This is a genomic window from Brevibacterium sp. HMSC22B09 (genome assembly GCF_001806795.1).
Taxonomy (GTDB): Bacteria; Actinomycetota; Actinomycetes; order Actinomycetales; family Brevibacteriaceae; genus Brevibacterium; species Brevibacterium ravenspurgense.
In genome coordinates this window covers 1-16,765 of record NZ_KV786018.1, presented here as the reverse complement: position 1 = coordinate 16,765, position 16,765 = coordinate 1, and the positions used below count along the sequence as shown (strand labels likewise).

The 16,765-nt window shown below is 64.7% G+C and carries 15 protein-coding genes; 9 read left to right on the top strand and 6 right to left on the bottom strand.

Going from position 1 to position 16,765, the window contains the following annotated elements; genetic code table 11:
* Window positions 1-19 precede the first annotated feature (19 nt).
* Window positions 20-478 (bottom strand): MaoC family dehydratase, encoded by a 459-nt coding sequence (locus HMPREF3087_RS06020; RefSeq protein ID WP_070428457.1) that lies wholly within the window; start codon window positions 476-478, stop codon window positions 20-22.
* A gap of 116 nt (window positions 479-594) precedes the next feature.
* On the opposite strand from HMPREF3087_RS06020, the gene HMPREF3087_RS06015 reads away from it, so the two are divergent.
* Window positions 595-1,302 (top strand): NUDIX hydrolase, encoded by a 708-nt coding sequence (locus HMPREF3087_RS06015; RefSeq protein ID WP_070428456.1) that lies wholly within the window; start codon window positions 595-597, stop codon window positions 1,300-1,302.
* A 59-nt stretch (window positions 1,303-1,361) separates the two neighbouring features.
* Here HMPREF3087_RS06015 and HMPREF3087_RS06010 read toward each other — a convergent pair whose 3' ends face one another.
* The 3 genes from HMPREF3087_RS06010 to HMPREF3087_RS06000 are packed head-to-tail and all read right to left on the bottom strand — an operon-like array spanning window position 1,362 to window position 4,712.
* On the bottom strand, window positions 1,362-2,108 hold the full coding sequence (locus HMPREF3087_RS06010) for a TSUP family transporter (protein ID WP_070428455.1): 747 nt from the start codon (window positions 2,106-2,108) through the stop codon (window positions 1,362-1,364).
* Window positions 2,108-3,328, bottom strand: coding sequence for an alpha-hydroxy acid oxidase (locus HMPREF3087_RS06005; RefSeq protein WP_070428454.1), 1,221 nt, complete (start codon window positions 3,326-3,328; stop codon window positions 2,108-2,110). Before HMPREF3087_RS06005 ends, HMPREF3087_RS06010 begins: the two co-directional genes overlap by 1 nt.
* 52 nt (window positions 3,329-3,380) lie before the next feature.
* Window positions 3,381-4,712, bottom strand: a complete 1,332-nt coding sequence (locus HMPREF3087_RS06000; protein ID WP_070428453.1) for an MFS transporter — start codon at window positions 4,710-4,712, stop codon at window positions 3,381-3,383.
* A gap of 85 nt (window positions 4,713-4,797) precedes the next feature.
* On the opposite strand from HMPREF3087_RS06000, the gene HMPREF3087_RS05995 reads away from it, so the two are divergent.
* The 8 genes from HMPREF3087_RS05995 to HMPREF3087_RS05960 all read left to right on the top strand — a co-directional run bounded on the left by HMPREF3087_RS05995 (window position 4,798) and on the right by HMPREF3087_RS05960 (window position 14,473).
* The gene (locus HMPREF3087_RS05995; RefSeq protein WP_061941466.1) at window positions 4,798-5,367 is read left to right on the top strand and encodes a dienelactone hydrolase family protein; all 570 of its coding nucleotides are present in this window, start codon (window positions 4,798-4,800) and stop codon (window positions 5,365-5,367) included.
* 134 nt (window positions 5,368-5,501) lie between these two features.
* The gene (locus HMPREF3087_RS05990) at window positions 5,502-6,530 is read left to right on the top strand and encodes a 3-oxoacyl-ACP synthase III (RefSeq protein ID WP_019175952.1); all 1,029 of its coding nucleotides are present in this window, start codon (window positions 5,502-5,504) and stop codon (window positions 6,528-6,530) included.
* 33 nt (window positions 6,531-6,563) lie between these two features.
* A complete protein-coding gene (locus tag HMPREF3087_RS05985; RefSeq protein ID WP_070428452.1) occupies window positions 6,564-9,293 on the top strand; it encodes an alpha/beta fold hydrolase in 2,730 nt (909 codons plus the stop codon).
* Window positions 9,293-10,267, top strand: coding sequence for an NAD-dependent epimerase/dehydratase family protein (locus HMPREF3087_RS05980; RefSeq protein ID WP_176745018.1), 975 nt, complete (start codon window positions 9,293-9,295; stop codon window positions 10,265-10,267). The genes HMPREF3087_RS05985 and HMPREF3087_RS05980 overlap by 1 nt, the downstream gene beginning before the upstream one ends.
* A gap of 301 nt (window positions 10,268-10,568) precedes the next feature.
* Entirely contained in the window at window positions 10,569-11,306 is a 738-nt protein-coding gene (locus HMPREF3087_RS05975) for a hypothetical protein (protein WP_070428450.1), read from the top strand.
* A gap of 167 nt (window positions 11,307-11,473) precedes the next feature.
* On the top strand, window positions 11,474-12,019 hold the full coding sequence (locus tag HMPREF3087_RS05970) for a peptidoglycan-binding protein (protein ID WP_370919324.1): 546 nt from the start codon (window positions 11,474-11,476) through the stop codon (window positions 12,017-12,019).
* Window positions 12,020-12,040: 21 nt separating this feature from the next.
* The gene (locus tag HMPREF3087_RS05965; RefSeq protein ID WP_176745017.1) at window positions 12,041-12,406 is read left to right on the top strand and encodes an ArsR/SmtB family transcription factor; all 366 of its coding nucleotides are present in this window, start codon (window positions 12,041-12,043) and stop codon (window positions 12,404-12,406) included.
* A gap of 111 nt (window positions 12,407-12,517) precedes the next feature.
* The gene (locus HMPREF3087_RS05960; protein WP_070428449.1) at window positions 12,518-14,473 is read left to right on the top strand and encodes an acetate--CoA ligase; all 1,956 of its coding nucleotides are present in this window, start codon (window positions 12,518-12,520) and stop codon (window positions 14,471-14,473) included.
* 94 nt (window positions 14,474-14,567) lie between these two features.
* Here HMPREF3087_RS05960 and HMPREF3087_RS05955 read toward each other — a convergent pair whose 3' ends face one another.
* Both HMPREF3087_RS05955 and HMPREF3087_RS05950 read right to left on the bottom strand, forming a co-directional pair.
* Window positions 14,568-15,845 carry a pyridoxal phosphate-dependent aminotransferase gene (locus HMPREF3087_RS05955; RefSeq protein WP_256173057.1) on the bottom strand — a complete coding sequence of 426 codons (1,278 nt, stop codon included), beginning with the start codon at window positions 15,843-15,845 and terminating at the stop codon, window positions 14,568-14,570.
* Window positions 15,846-15,862: 17 nt separating this feature from the next.
* Entirely contained in the window at window positions 15,863-16,579 is a 717-nt protein-coding gene (locus HMPREF3087_RS05950; protein ID WP_070428448.1) for an SIR2 family NAD-dependent protein deacylase, read from the bottom strand.
* Window positions 16,580-16,765: the final 186 nt, after the last annotated feature.

Sequence of the window (16,765 nt, the reverse complement as noted above, 5' to 3'; positions counted from 1 at the left end):
CGGGTCAGTCCGAAGCGGGTCAGTCCTCCGGGATCATGATGGTGACGGCCTCCGCGATGCAGGCGGGGCGCTCTTCACCTTCGATTTCGATCGTGTGGGTCATGACCACCTGGATGCCGGAGCTTTTGACGTTCACTTCGGTCAGTTCCACGGTATCGCGCAGGCGTGCGCCGACGCGGACCGGGCTGGGGAACCGCACTTTGTTGCACCCGTAGTTGATTTTCGCCTTCATGCCGGTGACGCTGACAGCTTCGGAGGACAGCAGCGGAATGAGTGACAGCGTCAGGAAGCCGTGGGCGATCGGTGCGCCGAAAGGGCCTGCCTCGGCGCGGTCGACGTCAACGTGGATCCACTGGTGGTCGCCGGTCGCATCGGCGAAGGCGTTGATGCGCTGTTGGTCGACTGTAATCCAGCCGCTTGATCCGAGAACCTTGCCGACGTTGTCCTGAAGGCCTTCCAGGCCGTGGATTTCGAGCACCGCTCCTCCTTCGTGTCCGTGCGTCACCCCTGTGTGGCGCACGTTCCCATCCTAGGACCGCGGGCGGCTGAGCGCACCGGCGAATTATGATCGAGTTTCAGCGACAAGGAGGTCTTATGGCTGGCACACCCGTGACTGGGACCGGTGGTCCCGTGCCGATTCGGCCCGCTGTGAGCGTGCTTGCGCTGCGCGGCCGCACTGCCGGTGGGGTTGAGGTGTTTGTTCAGCACCGCCGCACGAGCATGGACTTCGCTGCCGGGGTTGTCGCCTATCCGGGCGGCAGGGTTGATCCGATTGACTTTTCGCGAGGCGCCGCCGACTTCCGCTGCCCTGTTGCCGGGGAGCACGCGCGCCTGTGGGGTGACGCGGTGGATTTGAGTTTCGGTCCCGGTTCGGCGGGCCACCAGCCCGGGCAGGATGCGGCTGTGCCGGCGGCGGTTCTGCTGGCGGCCGCACTGCGAGAGCTCGAAGAGGAAACGGGTGCTGTGGCAGCGCCCGAGGCGTGTGTGCCGTGGGACGTGTGGACCACTCCCCCGGGTTATCCGCGTCGTTTTGACACGTTCTTCTATGCGCTCGACGCATCTGATCTGCACTTGGTGAACACAACGACGGAAGCCTCTGTTGGCCGGTGGGCCTACACGGGGGATCTTCTGGAGCAGTTCTACGCCGGTGACATCCGCCTGTGGCGGCCCACGTATTCGCTGCTGTGCTCAGTCCATGAGCTTGGTGATCCATCTGAGATCAGCGCGGGACGGGCAATCGTGCCGGACCGGCCGGACAACAGCGCCCCGGATGATGCACACCACCGGAAGTACGGACTGTAGGAGTTTGCGGTCTGCGTGCGCTGATGGCTGTGCGGCCGTCTGTGCGGCGAGGCTGTCGACTACAGCAGCACGACGCCGCGGACCACGGTGGCGAGCGCACCGAGGGTCACGAGCACGACGGCCACGCGGCGCATGCCGGCGGCCGACACTCGTCGGGCTGCCGCACTGCCTACGGCAACACCCGCAATGACGGCGGCAACGAGTGCGGTGAAGAACCACCATGGCGGCAGGCTGCCGACAATCCCGACTCCCGCAATGAGCTTCGTGGTGACCGACAGGATGGCCAGCGTCATGAAGGTTGGCTGCATGGTCGCTGCGAAGCTGCGCTGGGGCCAGCGGGACACCCGGGCGTAGATCACCATTGCGGGGGCGGAAACACCCGCCGTCGTGTTGAGGAAGCTGGCTGTGATTCCGGTGGCCGCGGTCAGCGCACTCGATGACACTTGGGGCAGGCGCGGCGCGCTGAAGGTTGTCATGAGCGCAATGAGCACGATGCCGCCGATGAAGATCGTGAGAATCGCCGGGTTGGCATCCCGGACCAGCAGCGCGGCCGGCCACGCTCCGAGCACGGCGAAGCCGGCCAGGAATCCGAAGCGCTTCCAGTCGACTTCGCTGAGAACCGCCAGGCCGATCAACAGTCCGGAGATGATCGTCGCCGTGTTCGTGACGAAGACTCCCAGCTGCGGGCCGGCCAGCAGGGTGAAGACGGGGGCAGCGACCAGGCCGACGCCGATTCCGGAGATCCTCTGAAGAACGGCTCCGCAGAAAACGGCGATGAGGCCGATGACGATCGCTGCCGTTGTCATCAGCCGCGGGTGGTCCTGCTGACCATGTCGGGGTTGAGGTCGCGCAGTGACTGTGCGCCCATGAGCTGCATCGACACGATGATCTCCTGGCGCAGCAGGTCGAGGACCTTGTTGACACCCGCCTCGCCGGCGGCCATGAGGCCGTACAGGTAGGCCCTGCCGATCAGCGTGAAGTCAGCGCCGAGCGCCAGGGCGGTCACAATGTCCGAACCGCGCATGACACCGGAGTCCAGGATGATGTCAACATCGTCACCGGCGGCTTCGCGCACCCGCGGGAGCGCATCCAGGCTGATGGGCGCCTTGTCCAGCTGCCTGCCGCCGTGGTTGGACACGACGAGGCCGTCAGCGCCGGCGTCGAGCGAACGACGCGCGTCGTCTTCTGTCAGGACGCCCTTGACGAACAGCTTGCCCGGCCACTGTTCGCGGATCCAGCGCAGGTCGTCCATCGACAGCGTGGGGTCGAACATCGAGTTGATGAGGCTGGGCAGGTCGCTGGTCTTGCCCGACAGGGTGGCAAAGGACAGCGGGTCGGACGTGAGGAAGTTGAACCACCATTCCGGACGGTAGGACGCGTCGAGAACCGTACCGGCTGTGAGCTTCGGCGGGACGGTCATACCGTTGCGGACATCGCGCAGACGCTGCCCGGCCACAGTTGTGTCGACGGTGACGAGCAGCGTGTCGAAGCCGTTGGCGGCCGCGCGCTTCAGCAGATCCTGGGACACCGCGCGGTCGGCGAACAGGTACAGCTGGAACCACTTGGCCGCTGCCGGCGCTGCCGCGGCAACGTCTTCGATTGAGCGCGTGCCCATGGTCGACAGGGTGAACGGAACGCCGAAGCGCTCCGCGGCCCGCACACCGGCGATTTCGCCCTCGGTGTGCATCATGCGGGTAAACCCAGTCGGCGCAATTCCGACGGGCAGGTCGAAAGTACGTCCGGCAACCTCCGCACTGAGATCGACATCAGCTGAACCAGCGAGGATTGCCGGTGTCAGTTCGATGTCGTCGAAAGCTTTGCGGTTGCCGTCGTAGGTCAGTTCGGCCTGCGCGGCTCCGTCAACGTAGTCGAAGGCGGCCGTGGGTGTGCGCCGCTTGGCGATCTTCCGCAGATCGTAGATGTCGCCAACGCGGGACAGGCGGGCCCGACGTCGATTGAATTCAACGTCGAACTGCAGGAGCGGAGCAAGGTCGGACCACCGGGGAATACGTCGCGTAACAGCCATAGTCGAATAGTACCCACGGCCCAACCGGCGCTTCGGGTGTGCTCCGGCGAACTCAGACCAGGGTCGAGTTTTCGTTGTCGCCCATCCGCCCGGACAGCAGGATTGCGACAGCCGAGATCAGTCCGCACAGCATGAGGTAGCCGACTGCCAGCCACAGACCGCCGCCGGCTGCGCTGATGAGCATGGCCACGATCATCGGCGAAAAGCCCGCAATCAACGCCCCGTTGAGTTCGCGCACAAAGGACATGCCGGACAGGCGGACGTGCGCGGGGAACAGGTTGGCAAGCAGGGCTCCCTGCCCGCCCGAGGTCCCGGTGATGATGAGTCCGTAGCCCAGGGCGATCGCCAGAGCGGACGGACCGAATTCGCCGGTCTTGAGCAGAAGGAAGATGGGCCAGCTGAGGACGACCATCATGAGGCTGGCCACCGCCATGACCTTCGATGCGCCGATCCTGTCGGCAAGCATCCCGCCGAACGGGGTGGTCACCACTGCGACCGCTGAGCCGATGACAACCGCCAGCAGCGCCTGGGGCCGGTCGAGTCCGCCTTCAATGCTGAGCATGAAGCCGAGCGAGAACGTGGCGAGCGTGTACTGCATGGCGTTGTGGCCGACGATCGACAGGAAGCCCACCACAATCTGCTTGGGGAAGTTCTTCAGAACGTACTTCAGCGGCATCGTGGTGTCGCGCTTCTTCTGTTCTGCCAGTTCCTGCGCGGCCACATACTCCGGGGTTTCCTCCAGGCGGCGGCGAATGTAGAACGCCACGAGGAACAGGACGGCGGAAACAAGGAACGGCACGCGCCAGCCCCAGCCGAACAGCTGCTCTTCGCTCAGTCCGCTGACGATGAAGAACGCGGCAGTCGCCAGGGAAATGCCGGCCGGCGGGGCGGCCAGGACAATGCCGGTGAAGAGTCCGCGCCTGCGCACCGGCACGTATTCAGCCACGAGCGTTACGGCACCGGACAGTTCGGCACCGGCGCCGAAGCCCTGCACAAAGCGCAGGAGGATCAGCAGGATCGGGGCGAGCATCCCAACCTGTGCCGCGGTGGGCAGCAGGCCCATGCCGACAGTCGCGCCGGCCATGAGCACGATCGTGAGGATCATGGCTGCTTTGCGGCCGCGCGTATCGCCCAAATGTCCGATGACGATTCCGCCCAGGGGGCGGGCGAGGAAGCCCACGCCAAAGGTTGCCAGGGCTGCGAAGGTTTCTGCGCTGCTGGCATCGGACGGGAAGAACAGCGGGCCGATGATCATGCCGGCGACCGCGCCGTAGAGCGCGTAGTCGTACCACTCGATGATGGTGCCGAGTACGGATGCTGTCACTGCCCTGCGGGCGCCGGGGGTCATCTTCTCCGGGGCCGAGGTGGAAATCGTCTGGGTCATGATCCTCTGTTCTTCTGTGTGTGGGCTGGGCGGCTGGCGCCCCGCCGGCGTGATTATGTCACAGCTCACGTTTAGACTCGGCACCATGGCACAGATCGTTCTCTTCCACTCAGCACTCGGCCTGAACGACGGCATGCACCGCATTGCCGGCGTGTTCTCCGAAGCCGGCCACACGGTGCACATGCCGGACTTCTACGACGGCAATGTCTTCGACAACGTTCCCGACGGCATCGCCTACCGCGACGAGATCGGCTTTCCGGCACTCGCCCAGCGGGCCTCCGGCGCGATCGACGAACTGGGGCTTGAAGGCCCCATCTACTTCGGCGGGTTCTCTCTCGGTGCTGCCATGGCGCAGTCCTTCGGCAAGCGCCACCCGCAGGCCGCCGGCGCATTTCTGTGCCACGCCGGCGGCGTACCGAAGCCCACGTCGTGGAACGGCGACTGCTGGCTGCAGATGCACTACACGGAAGGCGACGAATGGGTTGATGCCCAGCAGGCTGAGACGCTCATCGAGTCCGCCCGGGCCGCCGGTGCGCAGGCTTCCGCGCACGTCTACCCCGGCAGCGCGCACCTTTTCGGCGACCCAACCGCACCGGAATACAGTCCGGAACTGGCACAGAAGATGTGGAACACCATCCTGGCGGCCATCCGCTGACGCCCACTGTCGGATAGCGGACCCTGAATACACGCTCAGCAGCCACCCATTAGGATTGTTTGGGCACTATTCATTCATCCAACGGAGCCGCGCGCACTTATCGTCCGGTTCTGGGAACCAGGGACTGGACGCTGTTGAACGGAAACACGACACTTCGGCACGAGAACACATCGCTTCTGAGTGTCTCGGAAGTGACTGCACCCATCGAAGTGACGTCTGCTTTCTACGACGAACAGCTGAAGTCCACACTTGACCGCTTAGGGCTGCCCGAAGGTCTCCTGCAGCGGGTCGCGGGTGTCAATTCGCGTCGCAACTGGGCAGAGGACTCCGGCGGGTTCGTCGAAGGCGGCGTTGCGGCCGGCAAGAAGGCCCTCGCTGAAGCCGGCATCGAAGCCCAGCAGATCGGGCTGATGATCAACGCGTCGGTCACGCGTGCCAACCTCGAACCGTCTGTGGCGGTGTCCATTCACGACGGCATCGGACTTCCGTCGTCGGCCATGAACTTCGACATCGCCAATGCGTGCCTTGGCTTCGTCAACGCCATGGCAGTCGCCGCAACCATGATCGAATCCGGCGCCATCGAATACGCGCTCGTCGTGGCCTCCGAAGATGCCTCGAAAGTGCAGCGGGCCACCCTCAACCGCCTGCAGCGCGAAGGAATCACCCGCGCCGAATACCTCGAGGAATTCGCCTCCCTGACCCTGGGCTCCGGCGCTTCCGCCGCCGTTCTCGGACGTTCAGACAAGCACCCTGAGGGCCACCGGATCCTCGGCAGTGTGACGCGTGCGGCCACGTGGAATCACAAACTGTGCGTGGGCGACCACGACGGCATGTTCACCGACACCGCGGGCCTGCTGTCCAACGGCATGCAGCTGGTCACCTCGGCGTGGGAAGAAGCCCACGAAAACGGGTGGGACTGGACCGACATGGACCGCTACATCATGCACCAGGTGTCCGATGTCCACGTCAACGCGATCACGAAGGCCGCGAAGATCCCCATGGACCGGGTTCCGAAGACCTACCCCGAGCTGGGCAATGTGGGCCCCGCCTCTCTGCCGATCACACTTGCCCGCGAAGTCGAGTCGCTCAAGTCCGGTGACCGTGTTCTGGCAATGGGCGTGGGCTCAGGCCTCAACACGTCCATGACGGAGATCATCTGGTAAACACCACCGGCACACTAAGAGGAGAGAAGCTCATTGCCGACTGAAAACAGCCCTCTTCCAGCCGCTGCCGCGCAGCTGCCGCCGAATCTTCCCGAATGGGACCCCCGGTGGTCCCGCCTGGTCACGGTCGGCGAGCACACCTTCCACGTTCTCGACACCGCCGATGCACTCAGGGACATCGGTGCAGAACCCGCCGGCACGATCGTCGCCGTACACGGCAATCCCACGTGGTCCTACATGTGGCGCAGGCTCGCACAGGCATCCATCGATCTGACGCAGGCAGGCGGCACCGCGTGGCGGATCATCGCTCCCGACCACCTGGACATGGGCTATTCAGAGCGCGTCGCGCACCCGGTTCCCACACCGCACGGCACCGGCTATTTCCGTCTGGCCGACCGCATCAATCAGCTTGACGCGCTCATCTCTGAGCTTGTCGACGACAGCCTCCCGCTGGTCACACTCGGCCACGACTGGGGTGGGGTCATTTCGCTGGGTTGGGCAGCCCGCAACACCGACCGCATCAGCGCGGCCATGAGCCTCAACACCGCCGTGCACCAGCCGGAGGACGCATCCATCCCGGCACCTCTGCGGGCGGCGCTGGCAGGCCCCCTGCTGGCCGGTTCGACCGTGTACACCGACGCGTTCATCCGCACCACCCTGCGCTTGTCGAAGGAGATCTCGGACCCTGTGCGCCGCGCGTACCGCAGGCCCTACGCATCCGCGCAGCGCCGCGGCGGTGTGGGCGGCTTCGTCGCAGACATTCCGGTGGGTGAAAACCACCCGTCCTACGCTGAACTGCAGCGCGTCGGCGCTGACATCGCCCACATGCCCAATCCCGCGCTTCTCATGTGGGGTCCGAAAGACCCCGTCTTCTTGGAGCGCTATCTGCGCGACCTTCGCGAGCGCCTGCCGCAGGCGGACATCCACCGTTTTGAGAAGACCTCCCACCTGTTCGTCGAAGACGTCCCGTACTGGGAGACCATCTTCCAGTGGCTTGACGCCAACGTGAGCGGACAGACTGAAGCCCCCTCCGCCTCGGCAGAAGAAAGCGGTCCGGCCCAAGAAGAGGGCCCCGAACCAGACTTCGTGTTCTCAGCCCTCGACGCCAAGCGGCACGAACGCTCAATCGCCAGCGTCGACATGTCCGCCAAACCGGCCCAGGCCGTGTCCTGGGCGCAGCTGGCAGGTGTTGTCGACAACATTGCTGCAGGGCTGAAAGCCATGGGCCTGCGTAAGGGCGACCGCGTCAGCCTGCTGATCGAACCGGGCAACAACCTCACGGCGGCCGCCTACGCGGTCCTCAAGGTGGGCGGGGTTGTCGTCGTCGCCGACGCGGGCCTGGGGCCTGCCGGCATGACCCGCGCGGTCAAGGCCGCCGACCCGCAGTGGATCATCGGCGAAACTCCGGGGCTGACCCTGGCACGGGCCGGAGGGTGGCCCGGCCGCCGCATCTCCGTTCTGCCCCTGCCGAAGCTGCGCGCGCGAGCGCTGAAAGTCGAAACCTCAATAACGGCGCTGTCGCGGACCGTTGTGCGCGACCGCGACGCAATTGCCGTGCCGGCTCTCGATGACGACGCGGCGATTCTGTTCACCTCCGGTTCCACCGGCCCGGCCAAGGGTGTGCGCTACACCCACCGCGGTCTTGGTGAACTCATGCGCATCCTCGGCGCCGAATTCGATGTGCGCCCCGGCACTGGGCTGGTTGCCGGCTTCGCGCCGTTTGCTCTGCTGGGACCGGGCCTGGGCGCGGTGAGCGTCACGCCGAACATGTCGGTGACAAAGCCCGCCACGCTCACGGCTTCTGCTCTGGCCGATGCCATCATCGAGGCCGGCTGCACCATGGTGTTCGCATCACCGGCCGCCTACACGAACGTCGTCAAAACCGCCGGCGCTCTGAGTGATGAGCAGCGCGAAGCCTGCGCGGGCATTGAACTGGCGCTGTCTGCCGGAGCTCCCGTGCCGACCGCGCTCATGGAGCAGATCGCGGAAGTCTTCCCGAACGCGCAGATCAATTCGCCCTACGGCATGACGGAGAGTCTGCTGCTGACCAACATCGACTTCCCCGGCGCCGTCGAGGCCGAGGCGGATGCGGCTGACCCCGAATCCTCCGTTGTCGGCGGGGTCTGCGTGGGCAAGCCGATCGGCCCGGTCGACTTCAAGCTCGCCCCGCTCGATGCCGAGGGCAAACCCAGCGAACACACGATTGCCCTGGAGGACGGCATCGGCGTGCTCAGCGAGTTCGTCGTGTCCGCCGCTCACCTCAAGGACGGCTACGACCGTCTGTGGAAGACCGACGCGGATGCTCGCCGCGACGAGCACGGCGGTGCGAAGGCATGGCACCGCACGGGCGATATCGGCCGTTTTGACGCCAAGGGCCGCCTGTGGCTGGAAGGGCGCGTCCAGCACGTCATCGCCGGCCCCACCGGCCCCATCGGACCGGGTGCCGTGGAGTCCATTGCCGAACGCACCGACGGGGTGACCCGCTGCGCGGCCGTCGGCGTGGGCCCGGTGGGCACACAGGCTCTCGTCGTGGTGCTTGAACCGGGTGGTCCGCAGGACCTGCAGCCGGGCCTGGCCCCGCAGCCGATCATCGATGACATCCGCGCGGCTGTTCTTGACCGTATGGGCCTCGATGTTGCGGCGGTTCTCGTCGCACCCGAATTCCCCACTGATATTCGCCACAATTCCAAAGTCGGCCGCACAGCGTTGGGAGCGTGGGCATCCCGCGTGCTTTCCGGTGCGCCGGTGGGAAGGAGCGTCTGATGAAGGTTCTCATCACCGGTGCATCCGGTCTTCTGGGCAGTTCTACGGCGCGTGCACTTATTGCGCAGGGCCACGAAGTCACCACTCTGCAGCGCCGCCCCTCCGGGGTCGAGGGCGCTCGTGACATTCAGGGCTCCGTCACGGACATTGAGACTGTTGACCGTGCTGTTGCCGGGCAGGATGCTCTCATCCACATGGCCGCGAAAGTGTCGATGGTCGGAGCTCCCGAAGAGTTCGAAAAGGTCAACATCGAAGGCACCGCGAACATTGTGGCCCGCGCCCAGCAGGCCGGCATCGGCCGCATGGTGCACATTTCATCGCCGTCGGTTGCCCACTCGGGTGATTCCCTTGTCGGCGACGGTGCGGGTCCCGCCGATCCCGAGGCCGCCCGCGGCGAGTACGCCCGCACAAAGGCCGCCGGCGAACGTGTGGCCCTTGCTGCATCGCACGATGAGTTTCGGGTGCTTGCCCTGCGCCCCCACCTCATGTGGGGTCCGGGTGAACCGCAGCTGACCGAGCGGATCATCGACCGCGCCGCCCAGGGCAGGCTGCCGCTGCTGGGCTCGGGCCTGGCAATGGTCGACACCCTCTACATTGACAACGCGGTCGATGCGATCGTCGCCGCGCTGTCTGCCGTCCAGCACACGCACGGGATGGCTCTCGTGGTGACGAACGGCCAGCCGCGCCCGATTGGCGAACTCATGCGCCGGATTGCCGTTGCCGGAGGTTCGGCCGAACCGACCCTGAGGGTCCCCGTGGGGGCTGCGAAGGTCGCCGGCAAGGTCATTGAGAAGGTGTGGACGGCCGGTGATTTCGACGACGAACCGCCGATCACCGAGTTCCTCGCCGAACAGCTGTCCACTGCGCACTGGTTTGATCAGCGGACCACGCACAGTGTTCTGAACTGGACGCCCGCGGTATCGATTGAAGAGGGCCTGAGCAGGGTCGCCGCCCACTACGGCGGAACCGCGTAGATCCTGTCTGCGCGGAGGGGCTCGGCACTTATGCCGGGCCCCTTTTCCATGCCCGGACACGAGGTGGAGAACGGGACTGCGCGGCACACGGCACCGCCCTGCCTCACCAAACTTCACACATCCGGGATTTCGGAACTTTGCGCAGGGTAATTTTGGGCGCCGAACTACATGAGTGTGTTTCAGCAGGTCACAGAGTTACTTACATAGATGTAACGCTTCTTATTTTTCGGCGTGTGAAACTTGACAGATTTTTCGCTACAGTTTCGGGAGCTCGAGTCTTCCACTTCCCGAAACGAGGATCATGCGAATCATCTACACGACCGCCACCGCACTCGGCTGCGCAGCGGCAAGCTCCCTCCTCTTTGCAGGACCGGCCAGCGCTCTCAGCGGCAATGTCATTGACCACAACGCCCCGCAGGCCGGCAGCAGCACCCAGAGCGGCACCTCGGAAGACAGCGGCGAGTACACCTCGGTCGGCGGCCCGGCCACCCAGCACGTGACCCCGGAAGAAGCCGACAAGGCACGCAAGGCCCAGCAGAAGAGCACCCCGAAGCCTGCACCCAAGCCGGCCGAAAAGAAGGCTCCCGCCAAGAAGGCGGCGAAGCCCGGCCCGCAGCCGAAGGGAATCGACCGCGACCAGGCCGAGAACGCCCGCATCATCATCGGCGTCGGCAAAGGCGCGGGCATGAGCGACGACGCCATCATCATCGCGCTGATGACCGCCAAGCAGGAATCAGACCTGTACAACATCAACTACGGCGACAAGGACTCCATCGGCCTGTTCCAGCAGCGCCCCAAGTACGCGTGGGGATCGAAGTCGCAGATCATGGACCGCGTGTACTCCGCAAAAGCCTTCTACGGCGTCAACCCGAAGGTGAAGAACCCCGGGCTCAAGCAGATCTCCGGCTGGCAGAAGATGAGCAAGAACGACGCCGCCCAGGCTGTCCAGCGCTCCGGCTACCCGCACCGCTACGCGCAGTGGGAAGGCCTGGCCACCGCACTGCTGAAGGCCAACAAGGACGCACCGGCAATCAGCTGACACGTGCGCTGGGCACTGGCCGTCGCTTGGGGAAGCAGTTCGGCAAGTGGTGCCCAAACGCCTAAAGTGAGGGCGTGACACGCAGAAAGACAGGACGCAGACGGCCATCTGGCCGTAAGGTTCGGCGCCGCACAGGGGAAGGGCGCCGACACCTCCGCAGCACTGTCATGGGCGTGGCAGCCGGACTTTTCGCTCTGGGGCTCTTTGCCGCGGGCACCGCCATCACGGGGACGCTCACCGACCCCGACCAGCGGCAGGCAGCCAAAGAGAAGGTGTCAGAGAAACTGGCCCCCACCTCGGCCTCGGCCCTGGATTCCGGCCAGATGGAGATCGCGCAGACCATCATCGACATCGGGCGCGAACATTCGATACCCGACGCGGGGATCGAGATCGCACTCATGACCGCAATGCAGGAATCGTCATTGCGCAACCTGCCCTACGGGGACCGAGACTCGCTCGGGGTTTTCCAGCAGCGCCCATCCCAGGGTTGGGGAACCGACAGTCAGGTGCTCAGCGTCCACCACGCCACGACCGCGTTCTACGGCGTCAACCCGAAGGTGAAGAACGCCGGACTCACACAGATCTCCGGCTGGCAGAAGATGAGCAAAAACGATGCCGCCCAGGCGGTGCAGCGCTCCGCCCACCCTGAGGCCTACGCGAAGTGGGAGCCGCTGGCCGCCGACCTCCTCGCGGCCGCGCCGAACAGTCGCTGAAGGAAGGCCTGGAATACACTGGTGCGCATGGCACGTGACGCATACCCGCACCTGAAGTTCGATGACGACGGCGAACTCCGCATTCCAGACGACCTGACGGACGCTCAGGCCATTGAGCTCACGGCCGATATCTTCAAAGTCCTCGCCACTCCGTCGCGCCTGCGGATCCTGCTTGCGCTGTCCCGCTCTCCGCTGACGGTGTCGGAACTCGTGCTGCTGACCAACCTGTCGCAGCCGCTGGTGTCACAGCACCTGCGCACGCTGCGCAATCAGCGCCTGGTCAGCGTCAAGCGCTCCGGCCGCGAAGCCCACTACGAAGTGACCGACCACCACGTCGCGCACATCATTCAGGACGCCCTGGCCCACTCGGCCGAACTCTGCGACTGACTGCCCCTCTCCACTGGTCTGCCCAGCCGGAGGCACGGTCCGAAAACCTCAGGAGTATGGTGGTCTGCATCACCGCACTCAACGTGAGGCGCACCACACACAGGGGGCATCATGACCACCGCACACACAGAAAACGCCTACGAAACCGCCGCGCGCCGCGCAGTGGAGGACCGCGAAGCCTTTTGGCTCGAAGCGGCAGAGGGAATCGACTGGGACACCAAGCCCACCCGCGCGCTCGACGATTCGCGCGCACCGCTGTACCGCTGGTTCCCCGACGGCGAACTCAACGTCTGCTACAACGCGCTTGACCGCCACGTCGAAGCCGGCCGGGGTGAGGACACCGCACTCATCTACGACTCCCCCGTCACCGACTCCAAACAGAAGATCAGCTACCGCGAACTGACGGACACCACGGCCCGGTTCGCCAAAGTGCTGCAGGACAAGGGCGTCGAAAAGGGCGACCGCGTCATCATCTACATGCCGATGATCCCGCAGGCGGTTGTCGCAATGCTCGCCTGTGCGCGCATTGGTGCGGTCCACTCGGTTGTCTTCGGCGGGTTCTCCGCCCGCGAACTCGCAGTGCGCATCAACGACCTCAAGCCGAAGGCCATCGTGTCGGCTTCCGGCGGCATCGAACCGTCGCGGAAGGTCGAATACAAGCCCATGGTCGATGCCGCCCTTGACGAAGTCGAGCACGTTCCGGCACTCAGCATCGTCTACCAGCGCGACCTGATCCCAGCCGAGGTCAAGGGCGAAAACGCGACCACCGCCTCGGGAGCCCAGTACAGCGAATACTCCTTTGATGAGCTCATGGAGCAGACCCCCACCGGTGCGGCACCCGTGGCCATCAAAGCGACGGACGAACTGTACGTGCTCTACACGTCCGGCACCACGGGCAAGCCGAAGGGCATTGTGCGCGACGCCGGCGGCTACGCAGTGGCGCTCACGTGGTCGATGAAGAACCTCTACGACCTGCACCCCGGCCACACGATCTTCTGTGCATCCGATGTCGGCTGGGTGGTCGGCCACTCCTACATCGTGTACGCGCCGCTGCTGTCAGGTGTCACCACCATCGTGTTCGAAGGCAAGCCCGTCGGAGTGCCGGATGCCGGCACGTTCTTCCGGGTGGTCGACGAATACGACGTGCGCCTGTTCTACGGCGCCCCGACCGCCATGCGCGTCATCCGCAAGGAAGACCCCGAAGGCGAACTCATGGCCAAGTACCCCATGCGCCACCTGCGCGCGTGGATCCAAGCCGGAGAGCGCCTCGACCCCGAAACCTACAAGTGGACGACCGAAAAGCTCGCCCAGGCCACCGGGCGGGACATTCCGGTGTTCGACAACTGGTGGCAGACCGAAACCGGGTGGCCGATTGCGGCCAACCCCATCGGCCTGCACGAATACCCCATCAAACCGGGCTCACCCGCCATGGCGGTTCCCGGCTACGACGTGCGGGTTGTCGACGCTGCCGGCAACGAAATGGAACCGGGTGAAGAAGGCCTCATCATCGTCAGCCTGCCGCTTCCGCCCGGAACGCTCGCAACCGTGTGGGGTGACGACGAACGCTACGTCGATTCGTACCTGTCGTCGATTGAGGGCGCCTACCTCACCGGTGACGGCGGTTGCGTCGACGAAGACGGCTACGTCTACGTCATGGGCCGCACCGACGACGTCATCAACGTTGCCGGCCATCGTTTGTCCGCGGGCGCTCTGGAAGCAGCTGTGGCATCCCACCCGGCGGTTGCCGAATGTGCTGTCATCGGCCTGTCCGACCCGGTGAAGGGCCAGATTCCACGAGCCCTGGTGGTGCTCAAGGCAGGGCACGAAGACGTTGATCACGCAGCACTGGAAAAGGAGCTTGTCGCTCAGGTGCGCGTTGAAGTCGGGCCGGTGGCGGCATTGAAGTCGGCGACTGTCGTCGAGGCTCTGCCGAAGACCCGCTCCGGCAAGATCCTGCGCAAGACAATGCGCGAAATCGCCGAGGGCAAAGCAGACGCGGCTGTCCCTTCGACGATTGAGGACATGGCGGTTCTCGACGCAATCCGCCCCTCGCTGCGCCAGGACTGAACGCTGAACCGGTTCTGGTGACCCCAGAACCGGCACGAAAAAGGACGAGGTGGAGTTCCACCTCGTCCTTTTTCTCACCTGGTCTGGGCTGCGGTCAGGCCCCGTGGCGGGCCTGGAAGCGCTTGATGCGCTCGAGGGCTTCGACGACGGCCTCGTGACCCGCGGCGAGTGAGATGCGCACGGCCTGGTCGCCGTGGACGCTGTCGAAGTCGCTGCCGGGAGACACGGCCACGCCCTCTTCTTCCAGAAGTGCTGCGCACCAGTCGATCGCATTGGCGAATTCACCGAGCACCGGGGTGATCGTCGCGTACATGTAGAACGCCCCGTCAGCCGGAGCCAGCCCCGTCCAGCCGAGTTCGTCAACGGCATCGAGCACGGCCTGGCGGGCGGCAGCGAAGCCCTCAACGGCCTTAGCACCCTCTTCGTAGGCTGACTCTGAGAAAGCTTCAACAGCAGCGAACTGGGAGGGCACGGGTGCGCACAGGGTGAGGTTGCCAGCGAGTGCCTTGATGGGTTCCACGAGTTCTTCCGGAACGATCATCCAGCCCAGACGCCAGCCCGTCATGCCCCAGTACTTCGAGAACGAGCTGATGACAATCGCCTGGTCAGAGCATTCGACCGCTGTTGTGCCGACGGAATCGCCGAATGTGATGCCGTGGTAGATCTCATCCGAGATCAGGCGCACACCTTCACGATCGCACCAGTCGGCGAGTTCCGACATGTGCTCGGCGTCGATCATGGTGCCGGTCGGGTTGGCCGGTGAAGCCACCATGACGCCGGACAGGGGCGCTTTTTCGTGTTCTTCTTCCAGCATTTCGACAGTTGGCTGGAAGCGGACTTCTTCACCGCAGTCGAGCTCGACCACGTCGATGCCAAGTGCCTTGAGAATGTTTTTGTAGGCGGCGTAGCCGGGGCGGGCAAGTGCAACCCTGTCGCCCACGTCGAAGCAGGTGAGGAACGACAGCTGGAAGGCGCCGGAAGAGCCTGCCGTGACAATGAACCGGCTGGGGTCAATGTCGATGTCGTACCAGCGTTTGTAGTGGCCGGCCAGCGCTTCGCGCAGGGGTGCGATGCCTTCAACCGGCGAATAACCCAGGTCGGTGCCGTCGAGGACAGCATCGGCGGCGCGCTTGCGGACGGCACTCGGAGCGCCCTGACCCGGTTCGCCCACACACAGCGAAATGACATCGCGCCCTTCAGCTCGCAGCTGGGCCACGCGACCCAAGATGTCGAGGACTCTGAATCGCTGCACTTTCGAGACGCGGGCCGAAACAGCTTCGCGTGGTTCTGCGCCTGGCGTGTCCTCCCCCAGCGGGTCGGAGGCAGCTACCACGTGAGACAGGGCGGATTTAGATGACGTCGTTGGCTTCATGCCTCTATAGTGCCAGGTCAGCCGAGAAGTTCATCCAAGACCCGCGGCACGGTCTCCTGCAGGTCACCGCGGACCACCTCTTCTGCGTACGCGTCGAATGGAGTTGGCTCAGCGTTGAGGATCATCCCGCGGGCGCCCGCTTCGATTGCCATGGGAAACATGTGCGCCACGGGAGTGACGGACAGCGACGTGCCTATGGCGATGATCCAGTCGCAGTTCTCTGCGGCTTCGAATGCTGCTTCTATGACATCGGCCTTCAGCATTTCTTCGAACAGGATCGTCGTCGCACGGGTGATGCCGCCGCAGTGCGGGCAGGCGGGGTCGGGTTCGCCGTCTTTGACTCGGCGAATCATGTCCTCCATGGGGCCGGTGGCATCGCAGCCTTCGCATTGCCAGGTACGTGCGCTTCCGTGGACTTCAAGAACCTTGTCGGGGCTGGAGCCTGCCAAAGTGTGCAGACCGTCGGTGTTCTGGGTGACGACTGCTTTGACGTCGGCCTGTTCTTCAGCTTTGGCGATGCGGTGGTGAGCTTCTGTTGGCGCTGCCGCCCAGATACCGGACTCAAGGCGCATCTGCCAGGCGCGTTCACGCACTTCGGGACTTTTCAGGTACCAGGACAGGGTCGACATGCGCTCTGCAAGAGGATCGCGCGTCCACACACCCTGTGGGCCGCGAAAGTCGGGTATGCCGGCAGCTGTGCTCAGACCGGCTCCGGTTAGAAAGGTGATGCGCACTGTTTCTCTCCTCACGTCGCACCTTCCAGCCTACTGCGGCGAATAAGACACGGGTGAGGGTCATGTGAGCGTGCAGACAAAAACACCCCAAGCACGCTGGGATACTCGGGGCGCAAAAGGAAGAGGCGCCAGCTGCGCTCATGAAAAAGTGTCTGTAAATGGGTGAAGGCCCTGCAGGTGCCCCGG

What these genes read in the sequence shown, in the direction of transcription:
- HMPREF3087_RS06005 (WP_070428454.1), bottom strand. Translation starts at nt 3,328, where the DNA reads ATGGCTGTTACGCGACGTATTCCCCGGTGGTCCGACCTTGCTCCGCTC.
- HMPREF3087_RS05995 (WP_061941466.1), top strand. Translation starts at nt 4,798, where the DNA reads ATGGCACAGATCGTTCTCTTCCACTCAGCACTCGGCCTGAACGACGGC.
- HMPREF3087_RS05970 (WP_370919324.1), top strand. Translation starts at nt 11,474, where the DNA reads ATGGGCGTGGCAGCCGGACTTTTCGCTCTGGGGCTCTTTGCCGCGGGC.
- HMPREF3087_RS05975 (WP_070428450.1), top strand. Translation starts at nt 10,569, where the DNA reads ATGCGAATCATCTACACGACCGCCACCGCACTCGGCTGCGCAGCGGCA.
- HMPREF3087_RS06010 (WP_070428455.1), bottom strand. Translation starts at nt 2,108, where the DNA reads ATGACAACGGCAGCGATCGTCATCGGCCTCATCGCCGTTTTCTGCGGA.
- HMPREF3087_RS06015 (WP_070428456.1), top strand. Translation starts at nt 595, where the DNA reads ATGGCTGGCACACCCGTGACTGGGACCGGTGGTCCCGTGCCGATTCGG.
- HMPREF3087_RS05980 (WP_176745018.1), top strand. Translation starts at nt 9,293, where the DNA reads ATGAAGGTTCTCATCACCGGTGCATCCGGTCTTCTGGGCAGTTCTACG.
- HMPREF3087_RS05960 (WP_070428449.1), top strand. Translation starts at nt 12,518, where the DNA reads ATGACCACCGCACACACAGAAAACGCCTACGAAACCGCCGCGCGCCGC.
- HMPREF3087_RS05955 (WP_256173057.1), bottom strand. Translation starts at nt 15,845, where the DNA reads ATGAAGCCAACGACGTCATCTAAATCCGCCCTGTCTCACGTGGTAGCT.
- HMPREF3087_RS06000 (WP_070428453.1), bottom strand. Translation starts at nt 4,712, where the DNA reads ATGACCCAGACGATTTCCACCTCGGCCCCGGAGAAGATGACCCCCGGC.